Consider the following 16,420-nt stretch of genomic DNA (forward strand, 5'->3'; position numbering starts at 1 on the left):
CGCAGCTAGCCGCGCGGCGGGTAGACGCCCTGCAGGGCGATCACGAAGTACATGCCGAGGTAGGGCGGCAGGTTGTTGTGCGGCTGGGAGCCGCCCGCGATCGTCAGCGCCTGTGGCGACATCGTCGTCGGTGAGGAGCCGGCTGCTGCATAGGCGGGGCGCGTGACGCGCCCATAGCGAGGGTTCGCCCACGTGGCTCCGGCCGGGTCTCCCGTCGTCGCGGCTCCGGCGACCGCGCGAGCCCCGTGCGTGTGCGCGGGGATCTCTGATTCGAGGAGCGTCACGGTGGCAGAACCCGAGGTCTCGCCGAGGTCGCGCTGAGAAAGGCCGGGCCCCTGCCCAGGGGCGATCGCCATCGCGCCGTTGAGGTTCGGCAGCGCGAAGGTGGACCTGCCGTCGCCGCCGTAGGTCGTGCCCAGCAGTGAGAACAGTGCGGTGTTCTGCGAGATCGGCAGCAGCTGACCCGAGCACAGCGCCCAGCCGCGGGGCGCGAAGTTGAAGCCGACGGTGCGGATCTCGGCGACGAAGGGATCACTCATGGCATCGGGTTCCGATCAGTCTCGCGAGGGGTAGATGCCTGCGGTGGCGATCATGTAGGTGACCGCCAGGACCGGCGGCATGTTCTCGTGCGGCTGGGATCCGCCCGTCGACGCGACGCCGGCGGCTGCCATCGTCGTGCTCGCCCCCGTGCCGTACGCCGGTTGGGGCGTGCCTGCCCACACGGCCCCGGTGGGGTCGGTCGTGGTGGCCTGTGCCGAAGAGGCGGTGACCTGATGAGTGTGGATCGGCATCTCGTTCGCGCGGAGGGTGTGTGCCTCTTCTCCGCCCCGCTCGCCCTGGTCGATGCCGTCGCCGACGGCGAAGGGGATGCGACCGCGCAGGTCGGGCAGGGCGAAGTTCGTCTGCCCGTTGCCGCCGTAGGTCGTGCCCAGCAGCGAGAAGAGGGCCTGGTTCTGGTTGATCGTCAGCAGCTGGCCTTCGCACAGCGCCCAGCCCTTCGGCGCGAAGCCGAAGGCCGCGCGCCGGATCTCGCCCATGAAGGGTTCGCTCATCGGCTGTCTCCTCTCGCTCTCACGTCTGCGACGGGTAGATGCCGTACAGCGAGATGATGTGGTTCACCACGACGTAGGGCGGCATGTTGTCGTGCGGTTGGGATCCGCCCTGCACGCTGATCGCCGTGGGCGAGAGCGCGGCCCCGGGTGTCGCCGGTGAGAACGCGTCGGTCGGCTGCGCGGCCCACACCGCGCCGGCGGCGCTGTTCGAGCCGGCGGCCGCCGCCGCTGTCGGCACGTGCGAATGCGCGGGAAGCTGGGTGACCGCGAGCGTCACCGACTCGACGCCTGTCGTCTCGCCGATGGTGCGCGTGCTCAGGCCGGGCCCGGCGCCCCGGCCGATGGCGGCGCGTCCGCGCAGGTCGGGGAGGGCGAACGTCGTCTGCCCGTCGCCGCCGTAGGTCGTGCCGATGAGCTGGAACAGCGTGTCGTTGTCGGCGATCTGCACCAGCGAACCGTCGCAGAACGCCCAGCCGGCCGGGGCGAAGTTTCCCGCGAACTGACGGATCTCGCCGACATACGGGGTGCTCATCGTTCTGCTCCGTTCTCGATCGGCTCGCGGCGCAGCGCGCGATGCGCGCCGACCGCCGGCGCGCCGCAGAATCCTCGCCGCAGGTACATCGCCTCGGCCACGCTGCCGGGTTCGACCGTCAGGTCTACGGCGCGCCCGGCGGCGTCCGCCTCGGCGGTCACCTCGCGCAGCAGCATCCGCGCCATCCCTCCGCCGCGGTGCGCGGGGTGGACGATCAGATCGACCAGGCGGATGCCGTCGCCACCGCTGAGATCGACGATCGCGTAGCCGGCAGCGTCACCGGCGATCCAGGCCTGCGCCGCCGGGTGAGCCGCGGCGAAGGCGCCCAGGCGCGCGGCTCGCTGCTGGCTGACGAGGCTCTCGCGCAGTTCGGAGGGGAAGGCGGCGAACTGCGCGTCGCAGTGCGCGTCGAGCACCGCGGAGACGGCGGGGTCGGCGATCGTCGTGACGCGCACCGTGTCGACCGCGATCATCGGGTGCGGTCCACGGTCGCCTCGAGCGTCGAGGCGCCGCCGGCTCGCACGAGGAAGAGCACGTGCTCGGCGCCGGAGGCGGAGGTGAGCCGGTAGATCGCGTCGCGGGCGTCGCCGGCGTCGGCGGAGAAGAGCAGGCTGTAGGCGTTCTCCGACCCGGCCGGCGCCCCGGGCAGATCGGCCACTTCATCGAGCACCAGCGATGCCGTACCCCACGGCGACAGCGCGGTGTAGCGCTCGCCGACACGGCCGTCGAAATCGGAGCGCACCGGCAGATCGGGGTCGCCCGTCGTCGACGGCGTCGCCGTGCTGCGGGCGGATCGCGGCGCCGCGGATGCGGGCACGGCGACCGCGCCGAGCGCGGCCACTCCCACAGCGGCCCCCAGCACGGTTCGGCGGTCGACGATCGGCCCCATAGCGCACACCTCCGAGCGGGACACTACCGCACATGAGAGCGGCCTCATGATTTCGCCCCACCGCAATATCTGGCGTGCAAAGGCTCGGCGCACCGCTAGGCTCTGGCTCGTATCGTCGAAATCTTGGGGGTTTCCATGGCGGTTGCCCGTCTGCGTGTGCGCTCTGTCGCGCTGACTCTCGCCGTCGCGCTCGGCATCGGCACCGCCGGGCTCGCCACCGCGCCCGCCCTGGCGGCCACGACCACCATCGCCGTCACCACGACGGCCGACGGCGACCCCGCCGGCGCCTGCACCAGTGATGCGGTCGTCGCCGTGCCGGCCACCGTGACCCTGCGCACCGCGCTGTGCGTGGCCGACAACCTCGGCGGCGCCGCGGTGACGGTGCCGGCCGGCACCTACACGCTCACCGCGGGTGCCCTCGAGTTCGGCACCGACAGCGGCACCGAGATCACCGTCACGGGAGCGGGGGCTGCGGCGACCAAGATCGTCGGCGACGGTGCAGAGCAGCTCATGACCCTCGACCCCGACCTCGTCGGCGGCGTCTCGGTGACGCTCGCCGGCCTGACTCTCACCGGCGGCCGAGACAGCGTCTACGGCGGCGGCGCGATCATCGCCGGCTCCGGGCGCACGGATGCCGGCGACACCCTCGTGATCCGCGACGCGGTGTTCGCCGACAACACCGCGGGCGTGACCGACTCGGCCAGCCCCGGCGGCGCCGTGCAGTTCATGGGCGGCACGCTCACCATCGAGCGTTCGACCTTCCGCGACAACAGCACCGGGGTCGCCCCGGGCGGTGCGGTGTTCTATCTCGCGACGGGCGCGCCGCGCGAGGCGTTCACCGTCACCGGGTCGACGTTCACCGGCAACGCCGTGACGTCGACGGCCGCACTCGGCGGCGGCAGTGCGATCGGCTACGGCGCCGACACCGGCTCGGCGGCGACGATCGCGATCGAGGGCAATGTCTTCACGGGCAACACGGCGGCCGGCACGGCGACCGGTCGCGGCGGAGCGATCTGGCAGCAGAGCGGCACCGCGACCGTCAGCAGGAACGTCTTCACGGGAAACACCTCGCCCGGCGCCCGGTCGTTCGAGGTCGCCGCCGGTTCCGCGACGGCGCGCTTCAACCGGTTCGAAGACGGCGGCACTGCGGTGCGAGGGGCGACCTCGAACTCGATCGACGCGGTGCGCAACTGGTGGGGCTGCAACGGCGCCCCCGGCGCGAGCGGATGCGGCGGCGCGGTGAACGCCGTGACGGCCCCGTATCTGAAGCTCTCGGCGTCGGCGACGCCTGCCGCGATCTTCTCCGACGAGACCGCCGCGCTGCGCGCATCGCTGCGCACCGACTCGGCGGGTGTCGCGGTCGCAGCAGCCGACCTGACCGCGTTCGAGGGCGCCCCCGTGAACTGGGCGTCGGTCGCGCCGAGCGGCGCCGCGGTCTCTTCGGCGACGACCATGAGCGCGGGAGAGGCGACGGTGACCTACACCCCCGCCGCGGCCGACGGCTCCGGCAGCGCGACGGCGACCGTCGCCGGCGGCAGCGCCACCGCGACGGTGACGGTGTCGCTGGTCTCTGCCCCGGCGATCAGCCGTCCGCTGGCCGGCGAGACGTGGGACGTCATCGCCGGAGACGACGTCGACCTCGCCGTCTCGGTCTCGGGTGCACCCGCTCCGACCGTCGGCGTCACCGGGCTGCCCGATGGACTCGCCTTCGCGGCGGCGACGGGCGGCGGCTCGATCGTCGGCAAGATCGACCCCGTCGGCGGTGTCGGCGCACCGGTCACCCACCCTGTGACGGTGTCGGCGTCGAACCGAGGCGGATCGGCGACGGCGAGTGCCGGCATCCGCGTCTCGGAGCGTCCCTCGCTCACCAGCGCCTCTGCGGCAAGCGCCGCGCGCGGCGAGGCGTTCTCGTTCACGGTGCGCGCGACCGGACGCCCGACTCCCGCGATCACGATCACTGATCTGCCCGCCGGAGTGGCCGCCGTCGACAACCACGACGGCACCGCGACCATCAGCGGCACGCCCACCGCCGCGGGCGTCCACGCGATCACCGTGGCAGCGACGAACGCGGCCGGCACCTCGGATCAGACGCTCCGGCTCACCGTGAACGCGGCGCCGTCTTTCTCGAGCGCCGATGCCGCGACGTTCACGGTCGGCTCGGCCGGCGTATTCGCCCCGACGGCAGATCCCGGCCACCCCGACGACGTGGCCTTCTCGCTCGCCTCGGGCACCCTGCCCTCCGGGGTGTCGTTCACGCCGGGGGCGGCGGGAACGGCGGAGTTCTCCGGAACCCCCTCGACGGGCACGGGCGGCCGCTACCCGGTCGTGCTCGAGGCGCAGAACTCCACCGGTTCGGCGACCCAGCCGTTCACCCTGACCGTGCACGAGGCTCCGGCCGTCACGACCGAACCGACCGACGCCACGGCGACCGTCGGGGCGACCGTCGAGCTGTCGGCGGCGGCATCCGGCTACCCGGCGCCGACCGTGAGATGGCAGAAGTCGGTCGGTGGCACGTGGACCGACATCCCCTCGGCGACCTCGACCACCCTGCGCCTGACCGCCGCCCTCGGCGATGCGGGCAGCTACCGGGCGGTGTTCACGAACACCGTCGACAGCGTCGCCACCGACGCCGCGGTCCTCGACGTGCAGCTGCCGCCCTCGATCACCACCCCCGTGGCGGCGGAGACCTGGGACATCACCGCCGGTGCGTCGGTCGCACTGACCGTCTCGGCGCTCGGCGTGCCGGCGCCGGCGGTCACCCTCGACGGCCTGCCCGCAGGACTCGTGTTCGCCCCCGCCGCCGGCGGCGGCACGATCGAAGGAACGGTCGCGGCCACTGCTGCCGCCGGCGCCCCGCTGACCTACGCCGTCACGGTGCACGCCGATAACGCGGCCGGCAGCGCGTCGTCGTCGGCGACCATCCGGGTGTCGCAGCGCCCCGCGATCACGAGCGCGGCGACGGCGACGGCCGCGCGCGATGCGAGCTTCTCGTTCACGGTGCGCACGAGCGGCCGCCCCGCTCCGGCGATCACCGCGCCGATCCTGCCGGCGGGACTCTCGCTCACCGACAACGGCGACGGCACCGCGACGATCGCGGGAACCCCCACCTCTGCCGGTGAGTTCGACATCGACCTCACGGCCGTCAACGCCCTGGACTCGGCCGCGCAGACCCTCGTGCTGGCGGTGACCGCCGCGCCGGAGTTCACCAGCGCGGATGCCGTGGCCTTCACCGCGGGCACGGCAGGGCGATTCGAGCCCGCGGCCTCGGCCGGTCACCCCGACGACGTGACGTTCTCGCTCGCCTCGGGCACGCTGCCCGCGGGGCTCTCGTTCACCCAGGGCGCCCCCGGCACCGCCGCGATCGCCGGCACGCCGGATGCCGGCACGGGCGGCGTCTACGCTCTCGAGCTCGAAGCCGAGAACTCGACCGGATCGGTGCAGCAGTCGTTCACGCTCACGGTGAACGAGGCGCCCGCGGTCACCACCGACCCGGCGGATGCCGCGAAGGTCGTCGGCGACGACGTCGAACTGACGGCGTCGGCTTCGGGCTTCCCCGCTCCTACGGTGCAGTGGCAGCGATCGGTCGGCGGGTCATGGACCGACCTCGCCGGTGCCACGGCGACGACGCTCGCGTTCACGGCCGCGCTCGCTGATGCCGGCGACTACCGCGCCGTCTTCACCAACGGCAGCGGCAGCGCGATCACGGAGACGGCCACCCTCGAGGTCGGCACCGTGCCGGTGCTCGACGCCGTCGCCCCGGCGAGCGTGCTGGCAGGTGCCGCGCACACCGTGACCGTCACCGCAGACGGCGTGCCGGACGCGGGCATCACCGCGACGGGCCTGCCCACCTGGCTCTCGCTCACCGACGCCGGTGACGGCACGGCCGTGCTGACGGGCACGCCCGGCCTCGGCGACGCCGGCACCGTGCGCGTCACGGTGACCGCGACGAACGCGTACGGCAGCGATTCGACGACCGTCGAGATCGAGGTGCGCGACGAGGTCGCCCTGCCGGCGACTGCGCCGACGCCCGACGGCGCGCTTGCGGGGGTGCCGGGGCAGCTGCATCCGGGCGACCGCGTCGCGGTGTCGGGCACGGGGTACCTGCCGGGCGCGACCGTGAACGTCGGCATCTACTCCACACCGACGGCGCTGGGCACCGCGGTCGCCGCAGCCGACGGCTCGTTCGCGCTGACGGTGACGGTGCCCGCCGGCATCACTCCCGGCTCGCACGTGCTCGCCGCGGCCGGCATCGGCGACGACGGCACGGCGCGCGTGATCAGTGCCGCCACGACGGTGGTCGCCGCGGCGACCGACGACGGTGACGACGGCAGCGAGGGCTCGGGTGCGAACGTCGATGACGAGCTCGGTGCGACCGGCGGCGTGCTGCCGGCGGCGGGGATGCTGAGCGCCCTGGCGCTGCTGATCGCCGGGGCTGCGGCGATCGTCATGGCGCGTCGAGAGCGTCGCACGCGCCGCAGCTGATCGGACGGTGCTCCGCCCTCGCGCACGACGCGGGGGCGGAGCATTGCCGCGCCCGAGCGCCGATGCTAAACTTGAGCCACAGCGACTCAACTTTGAGTCGCGCAGGTTTTCAAGGAGACACATGAACGCACAACCCATGCCCGGGCAGGAGGAGCAGGGCAGCGCCCTCGAGCAGTTCGGCATCAACCTCACCGACCGCGCGCGCCAGGGCAAGCTCGACCCCGTCATCGGCCGAGACAGCGAGATCCGCCGCGTCAGCCAGGTGCTCACCCGCCGCACGAAGAACAACCCCGTGCTCATCGGCGAGCCCGGCGTCGGCAAGACGGCCGTCGTCGAGGGGCTCGCCCAGCGCATCGTCGCGGGCGACGTGGCCGAGTCGCTCAAAGACAAAGAGCTCGTCACCCTCGACATCTCTGCGCTCGTGGCCGGCGCGATGTACCGCGGCCAGTTCGAGGAGCGCCTCAAGAGCGTGCTCAAAGAGATCACCGAATCCGATGGGCGCGTCATCACGTTCATCGACGAGCTGCACGTGCTCATGGGCGCGGGCGGCGGCGAGGGGTCGGTCGCGGCCTCCAACATGCTCAAGCCCATGCTCGCCCGCGGCGAGCTGCGCCTCATCGGCGCGACGACGCTCAACGAGTACCGCGAGTTCATCGAGAAGGATGCCGCGCTCGAGCGCCGATTCCAGCAGGTCTACGTCGGCGAGCCCAGCGTCGAAGACACCATCGCGATCCTCCGCGGACTCAAGGAGCGCTACGAGGCGCACCACAAGGTCGCGATCGCCGACGGAGCGCTCGTGGCCGCGGCATCCCTGTCAAGCCGCTACATCCCCTCGCGGCAGCTCCCCGACAAGGCCATCGACCTCATCGACGAGGCCGCGTCGCGGCTGCGCATGGAGATCGACTCGGCGCCGCTGGAGATCGACGAGCTGCGCCGGCACGTCGACCGGCTCAAGCTCGAAGAGCTGGCGCTGAAGAAAGAGAAGGACGACGCGTCGAGGGAGCGCAAGGCGGTGCTGCAGCAGACGCTGCAGGCCGAGGAGTCGCGGCTGAAGGAGCTGCAGGCGCGGTGGGAGCGCGAGCGCGCGTCGCTGAACCTCGTCGGCGAGCTGAAGACCCAGCTCGACCAGGCTCGCAGCGACGCCGAGCGTGCGCAGCGCGAAGGCAACCTCGAGAAGGCGTCGCGGCTGTACTACGCCGAGATCCCCGCCCTCGAGCGTCGCATCGCCGACGCCGAGGGTGCCGAGCCGGCCGAGGGTGAGCGCATGGTGAACGACCAGGTCACCGATGAAGACATCGCGGCCGTCATCGCCGCCTGGACCGGCATCCCGGTCGGAAGGCTCATGCAGGGCGAGACCGAGAAGCTGCTGCACCTCGAGCGGGAGCTCGGCCGGCGCCTGATCGGCCAGAAGGACGCCGTCAAGGCCGTGGCGGATGCGGTGCGGCGCTCGCGCGCCGGCATCGCCGACCCGAACCGGCCCACCGGCTCGTTCCTCTTTCTCGGTCCGACCGGCGTCGGCAAGACCGAGCTGGCCAAGGCGCTCGCGGAGTTCCTCTTCGACGATGAGCACGCCATGGTGCGCATCGACATGAGCGAGTACGGCGAGAAGCACTCCGTCTCGCGCCTGGTCGGCGCCCCTCCCGGCTACATCGGCTACGAGCAGGGCGGTCAGCTCACCGAGGCCGTCAGGCGCCGCCCGTACTCGGTCGTGCTGCTCGACGAGGTCGAGAAGGCGCACCCCGAGGTCTTCGACGTGCTGCTGCAGGTCATGGACGACGGTCGCCTCACCGACGGCCAGGGCCGCACGGTCGACTTCACGAACGTCATCCTGATCCTCACCTCGAACCTCGGCTCGCCCGTGCTGATCGACCCGACGCTGTCGCTCGAGCAGAAGCGCGAGACGGTGCAGGCGATGGTGCGCCAGGCGTTCAAGCCCGAGTTCGTCAACCGGCTCGACGACATCGTGATCTTCCAGGCGCTCACCGAAGACGACCTCGCGCAGATCGTCGAGCTCTCGGTCGATCAGCTGCAGCGGCGCCTGCGCGACCGCAGGCTCACCCTGGCGGTCACGCCCGACGCACGCGCGTGGCTCGCCGAGCGCGGGTACGACCCGGTGTTCGGCGCGCGGCCGCTGCGCCGGCTCATCCAGAGCGAGATCCAGGACCGCCTCGCCATGGCGCTGCTGTCGGGCGGTGTGCGCGACGGCGACGTCGTGAGGGTCGATGTCGACGCGGCGGGCTCGCAGCTCGTGCTGACCAGCACCGGCCCCGCGGCCGCGTCCGAGCCCGAGGACGATGTCATCGAGGCCGAACTGCTCGACGAATGAGGTGACCCTCGCGATACGGTCGGTGCATGCAGCTCAGCAGCACCGGCCGTGTCGTCTTCTGGGCCCAGTGGGTGCTGGCGGTGTTCCTGCCGTTCTTCGTGTTCACCGGGCGCGGCTTCGTCGGCGCCGAGCTCGGCTGGATGGCCGTGCTCGGCATCCTGTACGGCGCGATCCTCATCGTGGCGCTGCTCGTGCCGCCGATCGTGGGCCTGTTCGACGTCACGGCGCGCCGGGTGCGCTCGGTGCGCGAAGCGTACGCCGCGATCACGGGAGTGCTGTGGCTGGCACTCGTGGTCGCCGCCCTCAGCATCCCCGATTCCGGCGACGGCGGGCACCTCGACTCCGCGCTGACGGCATGGACCGGCATGAGCTACGAGACGTCGGTCATCGTGTTCGCCATCGCGTTCGCGGTGGCCGTGCTGGCGTGGATCGCGGCGATCGTCGCGGCCGCGTTGGGCGTGGCCCGCAGCCGCCGCGGAGCCTGACCGGGGCGGATGCGGTCACTCGGCCGCGGTGGGAAGCTCCCGCATCCGCCAGAACGGCCCGATCACGACGGGCAGCGCCGAGAGGGCGCAGCCGATCGCGCCGATCCAGATCGTGGTGACCGTGCCCAGCCACGTGCCGAGCCAGCCGGCGGCGAGGGCCGACAGCGGCATGACGCCCCAGACGCAGAAGCGGATCGACGCGTTCATGCGACCGAGCAGGCGCGGCGGCGTGATGCGCTGACGGAACGTCACCTGGGTGATGTTGTAGACGAGCACGCTGAAGCTCGAGAGGAAGCCCTGCACCGCCAGCAGCGCGAAGGCGGCGGGGGTCGGCAGCACGGCGGCCAGCGGCATCGGCAGCATGATGAGGCTGAAGCCGATCGCGCTGATCGGGATCATGCGGGCTTCGCCGATGCGGGCGGCGATGCGGGGGGTCAGCACCGCGCCGACGAGGCCGCCGACGGCGCCGATCGACAGCAGCAGCCCCATGGCGGAGGGGCTGAACCCGATGATGCGCAGGTAGAAGATCGAGATCAGCGTGAAGATGAGCGTGGAGAAGAGGTTCGAGACGCCGGTCGTCGCGACGATGCGACGCAGGAGCGGATTGCCGAACACCCAGCGCAGACCTTCGCCGATCTCGTGCAGCAGCGGGGCGTGCTCGTGCCGCTCGCGCAGCTTCTCGTCGTCGCGGGTGAACAGCAGGGCGACGAACGAGGCGACATAGGTGCCCACCGTCACCACGATCGCGACCGGCGCGGCGAGCACGCCCACGAGCCAGCCGCCGAAGGCGGGCCCCGCGAGGCCCGCGAGCTGCTCGGTCGACTGCAGCTTGCCGTTGGCCTCGCCGATCTGCGTCGGCCGCACGAGCGAGGGCACGATCGACTGGTTCGACACGTCGAAGAAGACCGTCGCCACGCCCATCACGAGCATGACGGCGTAGAGGTGCCACATCTGCAGGTGCCCGAAGAGGGCGAGCAGCGGCAGTGCGGCGAGCGCCAGGGCGCGCACGATATCGGCGGCGATCATGACGTGGCGCTTGCGCATGCGGTCGATCCAGGCGCCCGCGGGCAGCCCCACCAGCAGGAACGCGGCGGTCTGGGCGACTCCGAGCAGGCCCACCTGCCACTCGGTCGCGTGCAGCAGCAGCACGGCGAGCACGGGCAGCGCGAGCTCCACGATCTGCGCGCCGAACTGGCTGAGCGCCTGGCCGGTCCACATCGTGAGGAAGTTGCGATCGCGCCACAGCGAGCCGGATGCGGGGGCGGCGGCATCCGCCGACGGCTCGACTGATTGGGACATGTCAATCAGTCTTGACGAGTGATTGAGAAAAGTCAATCGCGCGGGTACGGTGGACGGCATGGACGACGCGACGGATGCCGAAGCGCGAGCCCGCGCGCGGGCGCTGAGCTCGCCGCTACGGCTGCGCGTGCTGAGACTGTGCCGGTTCGAGGCGCGCACCAACAAGGAGCTCGCCGAGCTGCTCGAGGTCAATCCCGGCACGATGCTGCACCACGTGCGCGCGCTCGTCGACACCGGCTTCCTCGAGGCGCAGCCCGAGCGGGCCGGCGCGCGGGGAGCGCGCGAGGTTCCCTACCTCGCGACCGGCCGTTCGTGGGACGCGCCGATGGAGGATGCCCCGCAGGTGCTGCTCGAGACCGTGCGGCAGCAGCTGGCCGCCGCCGACCCGGAGCGGGTGATGTTCGGCTGGCTCGGACTGCGTCTGAACGCCGAGAACAAGGCCGAGCTCGACCGGCGCGTGCTCGCGCTGTTCGACGACTACAAGGACCGAGGACCCGACCCCGATGGCGAGGCGTACTCGCTCGCGGTCATCACCTCGCCCGAGGTCAACCCGCCGGGACGGTGATGCGGCTCACTCGTCGACGAGCACCGAGTCGGCGATCGGACGCCGTGTGCGGGGTGCCAGCTCACGCTCGCGCAGCGCCTCGGGCGCGGCGTCGACGTCTCCCAGCACACCGACGGCCATCACGGTGACGGCCGCGAGATCGCCGTCGAAGCCGAACGCCGTGGCCAGCGCGGCGCGGTCGAAGCCGCCCATCTGGTGGGTGTGCAGGCCCGAGGCGTGCGCCTGCACGGTGAAGTGCGCGGCGGCCTGGCCGGCGTCGTAGGCGGCCCACGGCAGCGGGCGTCCGTCGAGGGCGGTCGCGGTGGCGAACACGATCAGGGCGCCCGCGTCGGCGGCCCACGCGCGGTTGAAGCCCATGAGCGCATCCACGATCGCCGCGTGCGCGGCGGAGCCCCGGCGGGCGACGACGAACCGCCACGGCTGCGAGTTGTTCGCCGACGGGGCCCATCGCGCCGCCTCGAGCGCGGCCGTGAGCGCCGCCTCGTCGATCGGCGCGGTCGCGTCGAACACGCGGGTGCTCCAGCGCTCGGCGAGCACGTCGAGAATGGGCGCGTCGGTGCGGGCGGTACGGTCGAGGGCGAGGCTCATGGCGTCTCCTGGGGATCAGTCAGCGGGGGAGGTACGCCGTTGTCCTCTGTCCATCAACAGCGCGGGGGAGCGGAGTGTTCCCGCAGGTTCCGCGCTCGTGAACTCCGCCCGATCTTTCCCGGAGGACGCCGTGCCCACCGCATCCGCTTCGGATTACCGTGAACCCATGACCACCGCGACGGCCGACCTCTACGACGACCGAGGAGACGAGCTCGACTCGCTCGCTCTGCAGCTCCACGACTTCGGTGGGCGCACCGCCTTCGACGGGCCGACCCGCACCGTGCGCTGCCACCGCGACAACGCGCTGGTCAAGGCGACCCTCGCGACACCCGGCGAGGGCGCCGTGCTCGTGATCGACGGCGGCGGCTCGCTGGAGTCGGCTCTCGTCGGCGACCTCATCGCGGCCTCCGCCGTCGAGAACGGCTGGGCGGGCGTCATCGTGCACGGCGCGATCCGCGACCGGGAGGCGATCGCGGCGCTGCCGCTGGGCGTCAAGGCGCTCGGCTCCAACCCGCGCAAGAGCGCGAAAGACGGCGTCGGCGAGGTCGACGCGCCCGTGACGATCGCGGGGGTGACCTTCACCCCCGGCGCGCACGTGTGGGCGGATGCCGACGGCGTGCTGGTCGAGCGGCGCTAGGAGCTCAGCGCCTCCTTCAGCGACACCCGCGCTCCCATCCGCAGCAGCGAGTTCTGGTAGATCCTCGCGCCGACGACGACCGCGACGATGCACGTGACGACGAGGATCGCCAGCGACAGCAGCGGCTCCCACCACTGCGCCGTGCCCAGGAACATGCGCAGCGGCATGCCGACCGGCGCCGAGAACGGCACATACGAGAGCACCGCCAGCACGGTGGGGTTGTCGAAGAAGAAGATCACCAGGAAGTACGGCGCCATGATGAGCATCGTGATGGGGGTGGTGGTCGAGCCGATGTCTTCCTGCCGCGAGACCATCGAGGCGGCCGCGGCGAACATCGAGGCCAGCAGCACGAAGCCGAACAGGAAGAACACGGCGAACCACGCGATCGGCATGCCGAGGCCCTGCAGCAGCTCGGTCTGACCCGTCACGCTCAGCCCCACGACGGCGATCGACGACAGCAGCACGATCTGGGCCATCGCCAGCACGGTGTTGCCGATGACCTTGCCGGCCAGCAGCGCCCTGGTGGGGATGGCCGAGATGAGCAGCTCGACGACGCGCGTCTGCTTCTCTTCGACGACGCTCTGGGCGATCGTGCCGCCGAAGAGCGACGCCGCCAGCAGGAACACGACGCCGAACCCGATCGCGGCGATGTAGCCGAGGAACGGGTTGGTCTCCGAGACCTCGAGCAGTTCGACCTGCGGGGTCTGGCTGAGAAGGGTCATGAGGCTCGTCGGCACGCTGTCGTTCGCGACGACCTTGTAGCCGAACGCGCCGCTCTCGGGCACGAGCGCCGCCTCGACCTCGCCGGACGAGACGAGCGCGATCGCCTCATCGGCGGTGTCGGTGACGGTCGCGGTGACGGTCGGGATCCCCGTGACCGCCGCCTCCGTCTCGCTCGTGACCGCGACGTCGATGCCGTCGATGGTCTGCGCCTGGAACCCGCCCCAGATCACCAGCAGCAGCGCTCCGACGAAGAGGATGCCCGTCGAGATGAGGAACGCCTTGCTGCGCAGCTTCGCGCCGATCTCGCGTGCGGCGACCAGCCACACGCTCCGGGCGAACGGCGGGGCGGTCTCGGTGGCCGCGGTCATCGGATCACCTCCGTGAAGATCTCGGCGAGAGTCGGATGCTGCGGCCCGAACGCGGCGACCGGCCCGCGGGCGAGGGCCTCGCGCAGCACCCGCTGCGCCGTCTCGTCATCGGCGTCGAAGGCGACCGTGTCGCCCTCTGCCGAGACGGCGCTGACGCCCGCCTGGGCGGCGAGCCAGTCGAGGTCGTGCGCCGTGAGCGAGAAGCGCGACGAGGAGTATCTGGCGCGCAGCTCATCGCGCGAGCCGGCTGCACGGATCGTGCCCCCGGCGATGATGACGAGGTCGTCGCACAGGCGCTCGACGACGTCGAGCTGGTGCGACGAGAAGAGGATCGCCGCCCCCGCGCGCGCCTTCTCCTGCAGCACGCCCGCCACGACGTCGACGGCGATCGGGTCGAGACCCGAGAACGGCTCGTCGAGGATCAGCACGCGCGGATCGTGCACGAGGGCCGCGGCGATCTGCGCGCGCTGCTGGTTGCCCAGCGACAGCGCCTCGATGTTGTCGTTCAGGCGCTCGCCGAGGCCGAGCTTGGTCAGCAGCACCGTGGCGCGGTCGGTCGCGTCGTCTTTGGCGAAGCCGTGCAGGCGCGCGAGGTACACGATCTGCTCGAGCACGCGCATCTTGGGGTAGAGCCCGCGCTCTTCCGGCATGTAGCCGAAGGTGCGGCGCTCGGCCGCCGTCAGCGCGGAGCCGTCGAGCGTGACCTCGCCGCCGTCGGCGGCCAGCACGCCGAGGATGATCCGCATCGTGGTGGTCTTGCCGGCGCCGTTGCCCCCGACGAACCCGGTGAGCCGCCCCGGGCGCACCTCGAACCCGACCTCATCGAGCACGAGACGCCCGCCGTAGCTCTTGCTGACTCGATCGAGGCGCAGCATCCACTCTCCTTTTCGCCGCCGTCGTTCCAACCTATGGGAGATCACAAACCGAGTGGCAGGTGCTTTCCTGGGAATGGATCTCAGACTGGTCGAGTTGACTGGGAGTGGATTGTCCACGACGGCCACCGCGTCGTCGGCGGCCGTCATGTCTGAAAGAGGGAATGATGGCCCGCACCATCGGCTACATCGTCGGCAGCATCTCGTCGACGTCGATCAACCGCCGCCTTGCCAAGGCGCTCGAGCGTCTCGCGCCGGAGGGCACGACGCTGGTCGAGATCCCGATCAAGGACCTGCCCTTCTACTCGCCCGACTTCGACGCCGACTACCCGCAGGTCGCGCGCGACTTCAAGCAGGCCATCGCCGACGTCGACGGCGTCATCATCGTCACCCCCGAGTACAGCCGCTCGATCCCCGGTGTGCTCAAGAACGCCCTCGACTGGGCGGCCCGGCCGTGGGGGCAGGGCTCGTTCGACGGCAAGCCCACCGCCGTCATCGGCACCTCGGGCGGCGGCATCGCCACCGCCGCGGCGCAGCAGCACCTCAAGGCCATCCTCAGCCACTACAACGCTCCCACGCTCGGCCAGCCCGAGGGCTACGTGCAGACGCTGCCCGGGCTGATCACCGACGAGTTCGAGGTCACCAACGAGGGCACCGCCGCCTTCCTGACCGCCTACCTGGCCGCCTTCGGCGCGCTGATCGAGCGCTACGCGCCCGCGGAGGTCGCCGCGTAAGCGCCCGGCCGGGCCGTTCGGCCCCCGGGCATCCCCCCGTCCCCTGTCGCGAGCTGCTCCCCTGACTGCAGCTCGCGGCAGGGGATCCGTCGTCCCTGTGCCCCTCGGGGCGGTGGGGTGGCGAGACCCGGGCGGCGCGGCGAGACCGGGGTTCACAAGGGCGGTCTCGGGCGCAACGATGGGTTTCGACGGGGCGGATGCCGCCACCGCAGCCGGGAGGAGCCACCATGGCCGGACGCATCGTCATCGACATCTTCACGACCCTCGACGGGGTTGCGCAGGCCCCAGGCGGCCCGGAGGAAGACCCGAGCGACGGGTTTCCGTTCGGCGGCTGGCAGGCGCCGTTCGCCGACCACTCCGGTGGCGAGCAGATCATCGCCGGCATCCAGGCGATGGACGCGCTGCTGCTGGGTCGGCGCACCTACGACATCTTCGCGGCGTACTGGCCGGGCCAGCTCGATCAGGAGCACGACAACGTCATCGCGGCGGTGTTCGACCGCATCCCCAAGTACGTCGCCTCGCGCGGCACACCGACCCTCGACTGGGTGGGGTCGACGCAGCTCGGCCCCGACCTCGAGACGGAGATCGGGATGCTGCGCGACCGGCACGAGAACGTGCACGTGATCGGCAGCATCGACTTCGCCCATTCGCTGCTCGACGCGGGGCTGTTCGACGAGCTCAACCTGTGGGTGTACCCCGTGGTGCTGGGGCGGGGAAAGCGCGTGTTCCCCGAGGGCTCCGCGCCGCAGACACTGAGGCTCGTCGAGTCGGCGTTCACCTCGGAGACCGGGGCCGTGCGGCTGCGCTATGCGCCCGCGGGCCCCGTGCGCACGGGTGACATGGGCGCCGAGGACCGAGGGATGTAGCC

At 71.7% G+C, this 16,420-nt stretch carries 16 protein-coding genes; 7 read left to right on the plus strand and 9 right to left on the minus strand.

Going from position 1 to position 16,420, the window contains the following annotated elements; translation table 11 throughout:
• Positions 1-5: 5 nt before the first annotated feature.
• From OAW74_RS09600 to OAW74_RS09620, 5 genes are read right to left on the minus strand one after another with little or no spacing between them, the layout of a single operon-like run.
• Entirely contained in the window at positions 6-539 is a 534-nt protein-coding gene (locus OAW74_RS09600) for a phage tail protein (protein WP_262874139.1), read from the minus strand.
• A 15-nt stretch (positions 540-554) separates the two neighbouring features.
• On the minus strand, positions 555-1,052 hold the full coding sequence (locus tag OAW74_RS09605) for a phage tail protein (protein WP_262874140.1): 498 nt from the start codon (positions 1,050-1,052) through the stop codon (positions 555-557).
• A gap of 19 nt (positions 1,053-1,071) precedes the next feature.
• Positions 1,072-1,584, minus strand: coding sequence for a phage tail protein (locus OAW74_RS09610; RefSeq protein WP_262874141.1), 513 nt, complete (start codon positions 1,582-1,584; stop codon positions 1,072-1,074).
• Positions 1,581-2,057 (minus strand): GNAT family N-acetyltransferase, encoded by a 477-nt coding sequence (locus tag OAW74_RS09615; protein ID WP_262874142.1) that lies wholly within the window; start codon positions 2,055-2,057, stop codon positions 1,581-1,583. Before OAW74_RS09615 ends, OAW74_RS09610 begins: the two co-directional genes overlap by 4 nt.
• Complete coding sequence (locus OAW74_RS09620; RefSeq protein WP_262874143.1) at positions 2,054-2,473, minus strand: DUF6916 family protein; 420 nt, start codon at positions 2,471-2,473, stop codon at positions 2,054-2,056. Before OAW74_RS09620 ends, OAW74_RS09615 begins: the two co-directional genes overlap by 4 nt.
• A gap of 135 nt (positions 2,474-2,608) precedes the next feature.
• Between OAW74_RS09620 and OAW74_RS09625 the strand changes: the two genes are divergently transcribed.
• From OAW74_RS09625 to OAW74_RS09635, 3 genes are all read left to right on the plus strand, one after another.
• On the plus strand, positions 2,609-6,955 hold the full coding sequence (locus OAW74_RS09625; protein ID WP_262874144.1) for a beta strand repeat-containing protein: 4,347 nt from the start codon (positions 2,609-2,611) through the stop codon (positions 6,953-6,955).
• A 121-nt stretch (positions 6,956-7,076) separates the two neighbouring features.
• Positions 7,077-9,281 carry an ATP-dependent Clp protease ATP-binding subunit gene (locus OAW74_RS09630; RefSeq protein WP_262874145.1) on the plus strand — a complete coding sequence of 735 codons (2,205 nt, stop codon included), beginning with the start codon at positions 7,077-7,079 and terminating at the stop codon, positions 9,279-9,281.
• A 26-nt stretch (positions 9,282-9,307) separates the two neighbouring features.
• Positions 9,308-9,766: a hypothetical protein gene (locus OAW74_RS09635; protein ID WP_262874146.1), complete on the plus strand. Its 459-nt coding sequence runs from the start codon at positions 9,308-9,310 to the stop codon at positions 9,764-9,766.
• 15 nt (positions 9,767-9,781) lie between these two features.
• Here the strand turns inward: OAW74_RS09635 and OAW74_RS09640 are convergent, their stop codons facing one another.
• Entirely contained in the window at positions 9,782-11,065 is a 1,284-nt protein-coding gene (locus OAW74_RS09640; protein WP_262874147.1) for an MFS transporter, read from the minus strand.
• A 58-nt stretch (positions 11,066-11,123) separates the two neighbouring features.
• Here OAW74_RS09640 and OAW74_RS09645 point away from each other — a divergent pair, with 58 nt between their 5' ends.
• A complete protein-coding gene (locus OAW74_RS09645) occupies positions 11,124-11,630 on the plus strand; it encodes a winged helix-turn-helix domain-containing protein (RefSeq protein WP_262874148.1) in 507 nt (168 codons plus the stop codon).
• Positions 11,631-11,636: 6 nt separating this feature from the next.
• Here OAW74_RS09645 and OAW74_RS09650 read toward each other — a convergent pair whose 3' ends face one another.
• Entirely contained in the window at positions 11,637-12,218 is a 582-nt protein-coding gene (locus OAW74_RS09650) for a nitroreductase family protein (RefSeq protein ID WP_262874149.1), read from the minus strand.
• 166 nt (positions 12,219-12,384) lie between these two features.
• Here OAW74_RS09650 and rraA point away from each other — a divergent pair, with 166 nt between their 5' ends.
• On the plus strand, positions 12,385-12,855 hold the full coding sequence (gene rraA / locus OAW74_RS09655) for a ribonuclease E activity regulator RraA (protein ID WP_262874150.1): 471 nt from the start codon (positions 12,385-12,387) through the stop codon (positions 12,853-12,855).
• On the opposite strand, the gene OAW74_RS09660 is transcribed toward rraA, so the two are convergent.
• Both OAW74_RS09660 and OAW74_RS09665 read right to left on the minus strand, forming a co-directional pair.
• Complete coding sequence (locus OAW74_RS09660) at positions 12,852-13,946, minus strand: ABC transporter permease (protein WP_262874151.1); 1,095 nt, start codon at positions 13,944-13,946, stop codon at positions 12,852-12,854. The genes rraA and OAW74_RS09660 overlap by 4 nt on opposite strands.
• Positions 13,943-14,821 (minus strand): ABC transporter ATP-binding protein, encoded by an 879-nt coding sequence (locus tag OAW74_RS09665; protein WP_262874152.1) that lies wholly within the window; start codon positions 14,819-14,821, stop codon positions 13,943-13,945. Before OAW74_RS09665 ends, OAW74_RS09660 begins: the two co-directional genes overlap by 4 nt.
• Positions 14,822-14,982: 161 nt before the next feature.
• On the opposite strand from OAW74_RS09665, the gene OAW74_RS09670 reads away from it, so the two are divergent.
• Entirely contained in the window at positions 14,983-15,552 is a 570-nt protein-coding gene (locus OAW74_RS09670; protein WP_262874153.1) for an NADPH-dependent FMN reductase, read from the plus strand.
• 227 nt (positions 15,553-15,779) lie between these two features.
• On the plus strand, positions 15,780-16,418 hold the full coding sequence (locus OAW74_RS09675; protein ID WP_262874154.1) for a dihydrofolate reductase family protein: 639 nt from the start codon (positions 15,780-15,782) through the stop codon (positions 16,416-16,418).
• Positions 16,419-16,420 lie beyond the last annotated feature (2 nt).

This window comes from Microbacterium fluvii, assembly GCF_025515205.1.
Classification (GTDB): domain Bacteria; phylum Actinomycetota; class Actinomycetes; order Actinomycetales; family Microbacteriaceae; genus Microbacterium; species Microbacterium fluvii.

What these genes read in the sequence shown, in the direction of transcription:
- OAW74_RS09600 (WP_262874139.1), bottom strand. Translation starts at nt 539, where the DNA reads ATGAGTGATCCCTTCGTCGCCGAGATCCGCACCGTCGGCTTCAACTTC.
- OAW74_RS09605 (WP_262874140.1), bottom strand. Translation starts at nt 1,052, where the DNA reads ATGAGCGAACCCTTCATGGGCGAGATCCGGCGCGCGGCCTTCGGCTTC.
- OAW74_RS09610 (WP_262874141.1), bottom strand. Translation starts at nt 1,584, where the DNA reads ATGAGCACCCCGTATGTCGGCGAGATCCGTCAGTTCGCGGGAAACTTC.
- OAW74_RS09615 (WP_262874142.1), bottom strand. Translation starts at nt 2,057, where the DNA reads ATGATCGCGGTCGACACGGTGCGCGTCACGACGATCGCCGACCCCGCC.
- OAW74_RS09620 (WP_262874143.1), bottom strand. Translation starts at nt 2,473, where the DNA reads ATGGGGCCGATCGTCGACCGCCGAACCGTGCTGGGGGCCGCTGTGGGA.
- OAW74_RS09625 (WP_262874144.1), top strand. Translation starts at nt 2,609, where the DNA reads ATGGCGGTTGCCCGTCTGCGTGTGCGCTCTGTCGCGCTGACTCTCGCC.
- OAW74_RS09630 (WP_262874145.1), top strand. Translation starts at nt 7,077, where the DNA reads ATGAACGCACAACCCATGCCCGGGCAGGAGGAGCAGGGCAGCGCCCTC.
- OAW74_RS09635 (WP_262874146.1), top strand. Translation starts at nt 9,308, where the DNA reads ATGCAGCTCAGCAGCACCGGCCGTGTCGTCTTCTGGGCCCAGTGGGTG.
- OAW74_RS09640 (WP_262874147.1), bottom strand. Translation starts at nt 11,065, where the DNA reads ATGTCCCAATCAGTCGAGCCGTCGGCGGATGCCGCCGCCCCCGCATCC.
- OAW74_RS09645 (WP_262874148.1), top strand. Translation starts at nt 11,124, where the DNA reads ATGGACGACGCGACGGATGCCGAAGCGCGAGCCCGCGCGCGGGCGCTG.
- OAW74_RS09650 (WP_262874149.1), bottom strand. Translation starts at nt 12,218, where the DNA reads ATGAGCCTCGCCCTCGACCGTACCGCCCGCACCGACGCGCCCATTCTC.
- rraA (WP_262874150.1), top strand. Translation starts at nt 12,385, where the DNA reads ATGACCACCGCGACGGCCGACCTCTACGACGACCGAGGAGACGAGCTC.
- OAW74_RS09660 (WP_262874151.1), bottom strand. Translation starts at nt 13,946, where the DNA reads ATGACCGCGGCCACCGAGACCGCCCCGCCGTTCGCCCGGAGCGTGTGG.
- OAW74_RS09665 (WP_262874152.1), bottom strand. Translation starts at nt 14,821, where the DNA reads ATGCTGCGCCTCGATCGAGTCAGCAAGAGCTACGGCGGGCGTCTCGTG.
- OAW74_RS09670 (WP_262874153.1), top strand. Translation starts at nt 14,983, where the DNA reads ATGATGGCCCGCACCATCGGCTACATCGTCGGCAGCATCTCGTCGACG.
- OAW74_RS09675 (WP_262874154.1), top strand. Translation starts at nt 15,780, where the DNA reads ATGGCCGGACGCATCGTCATCGACATCTTCACGACCCTCGACGGGGTT.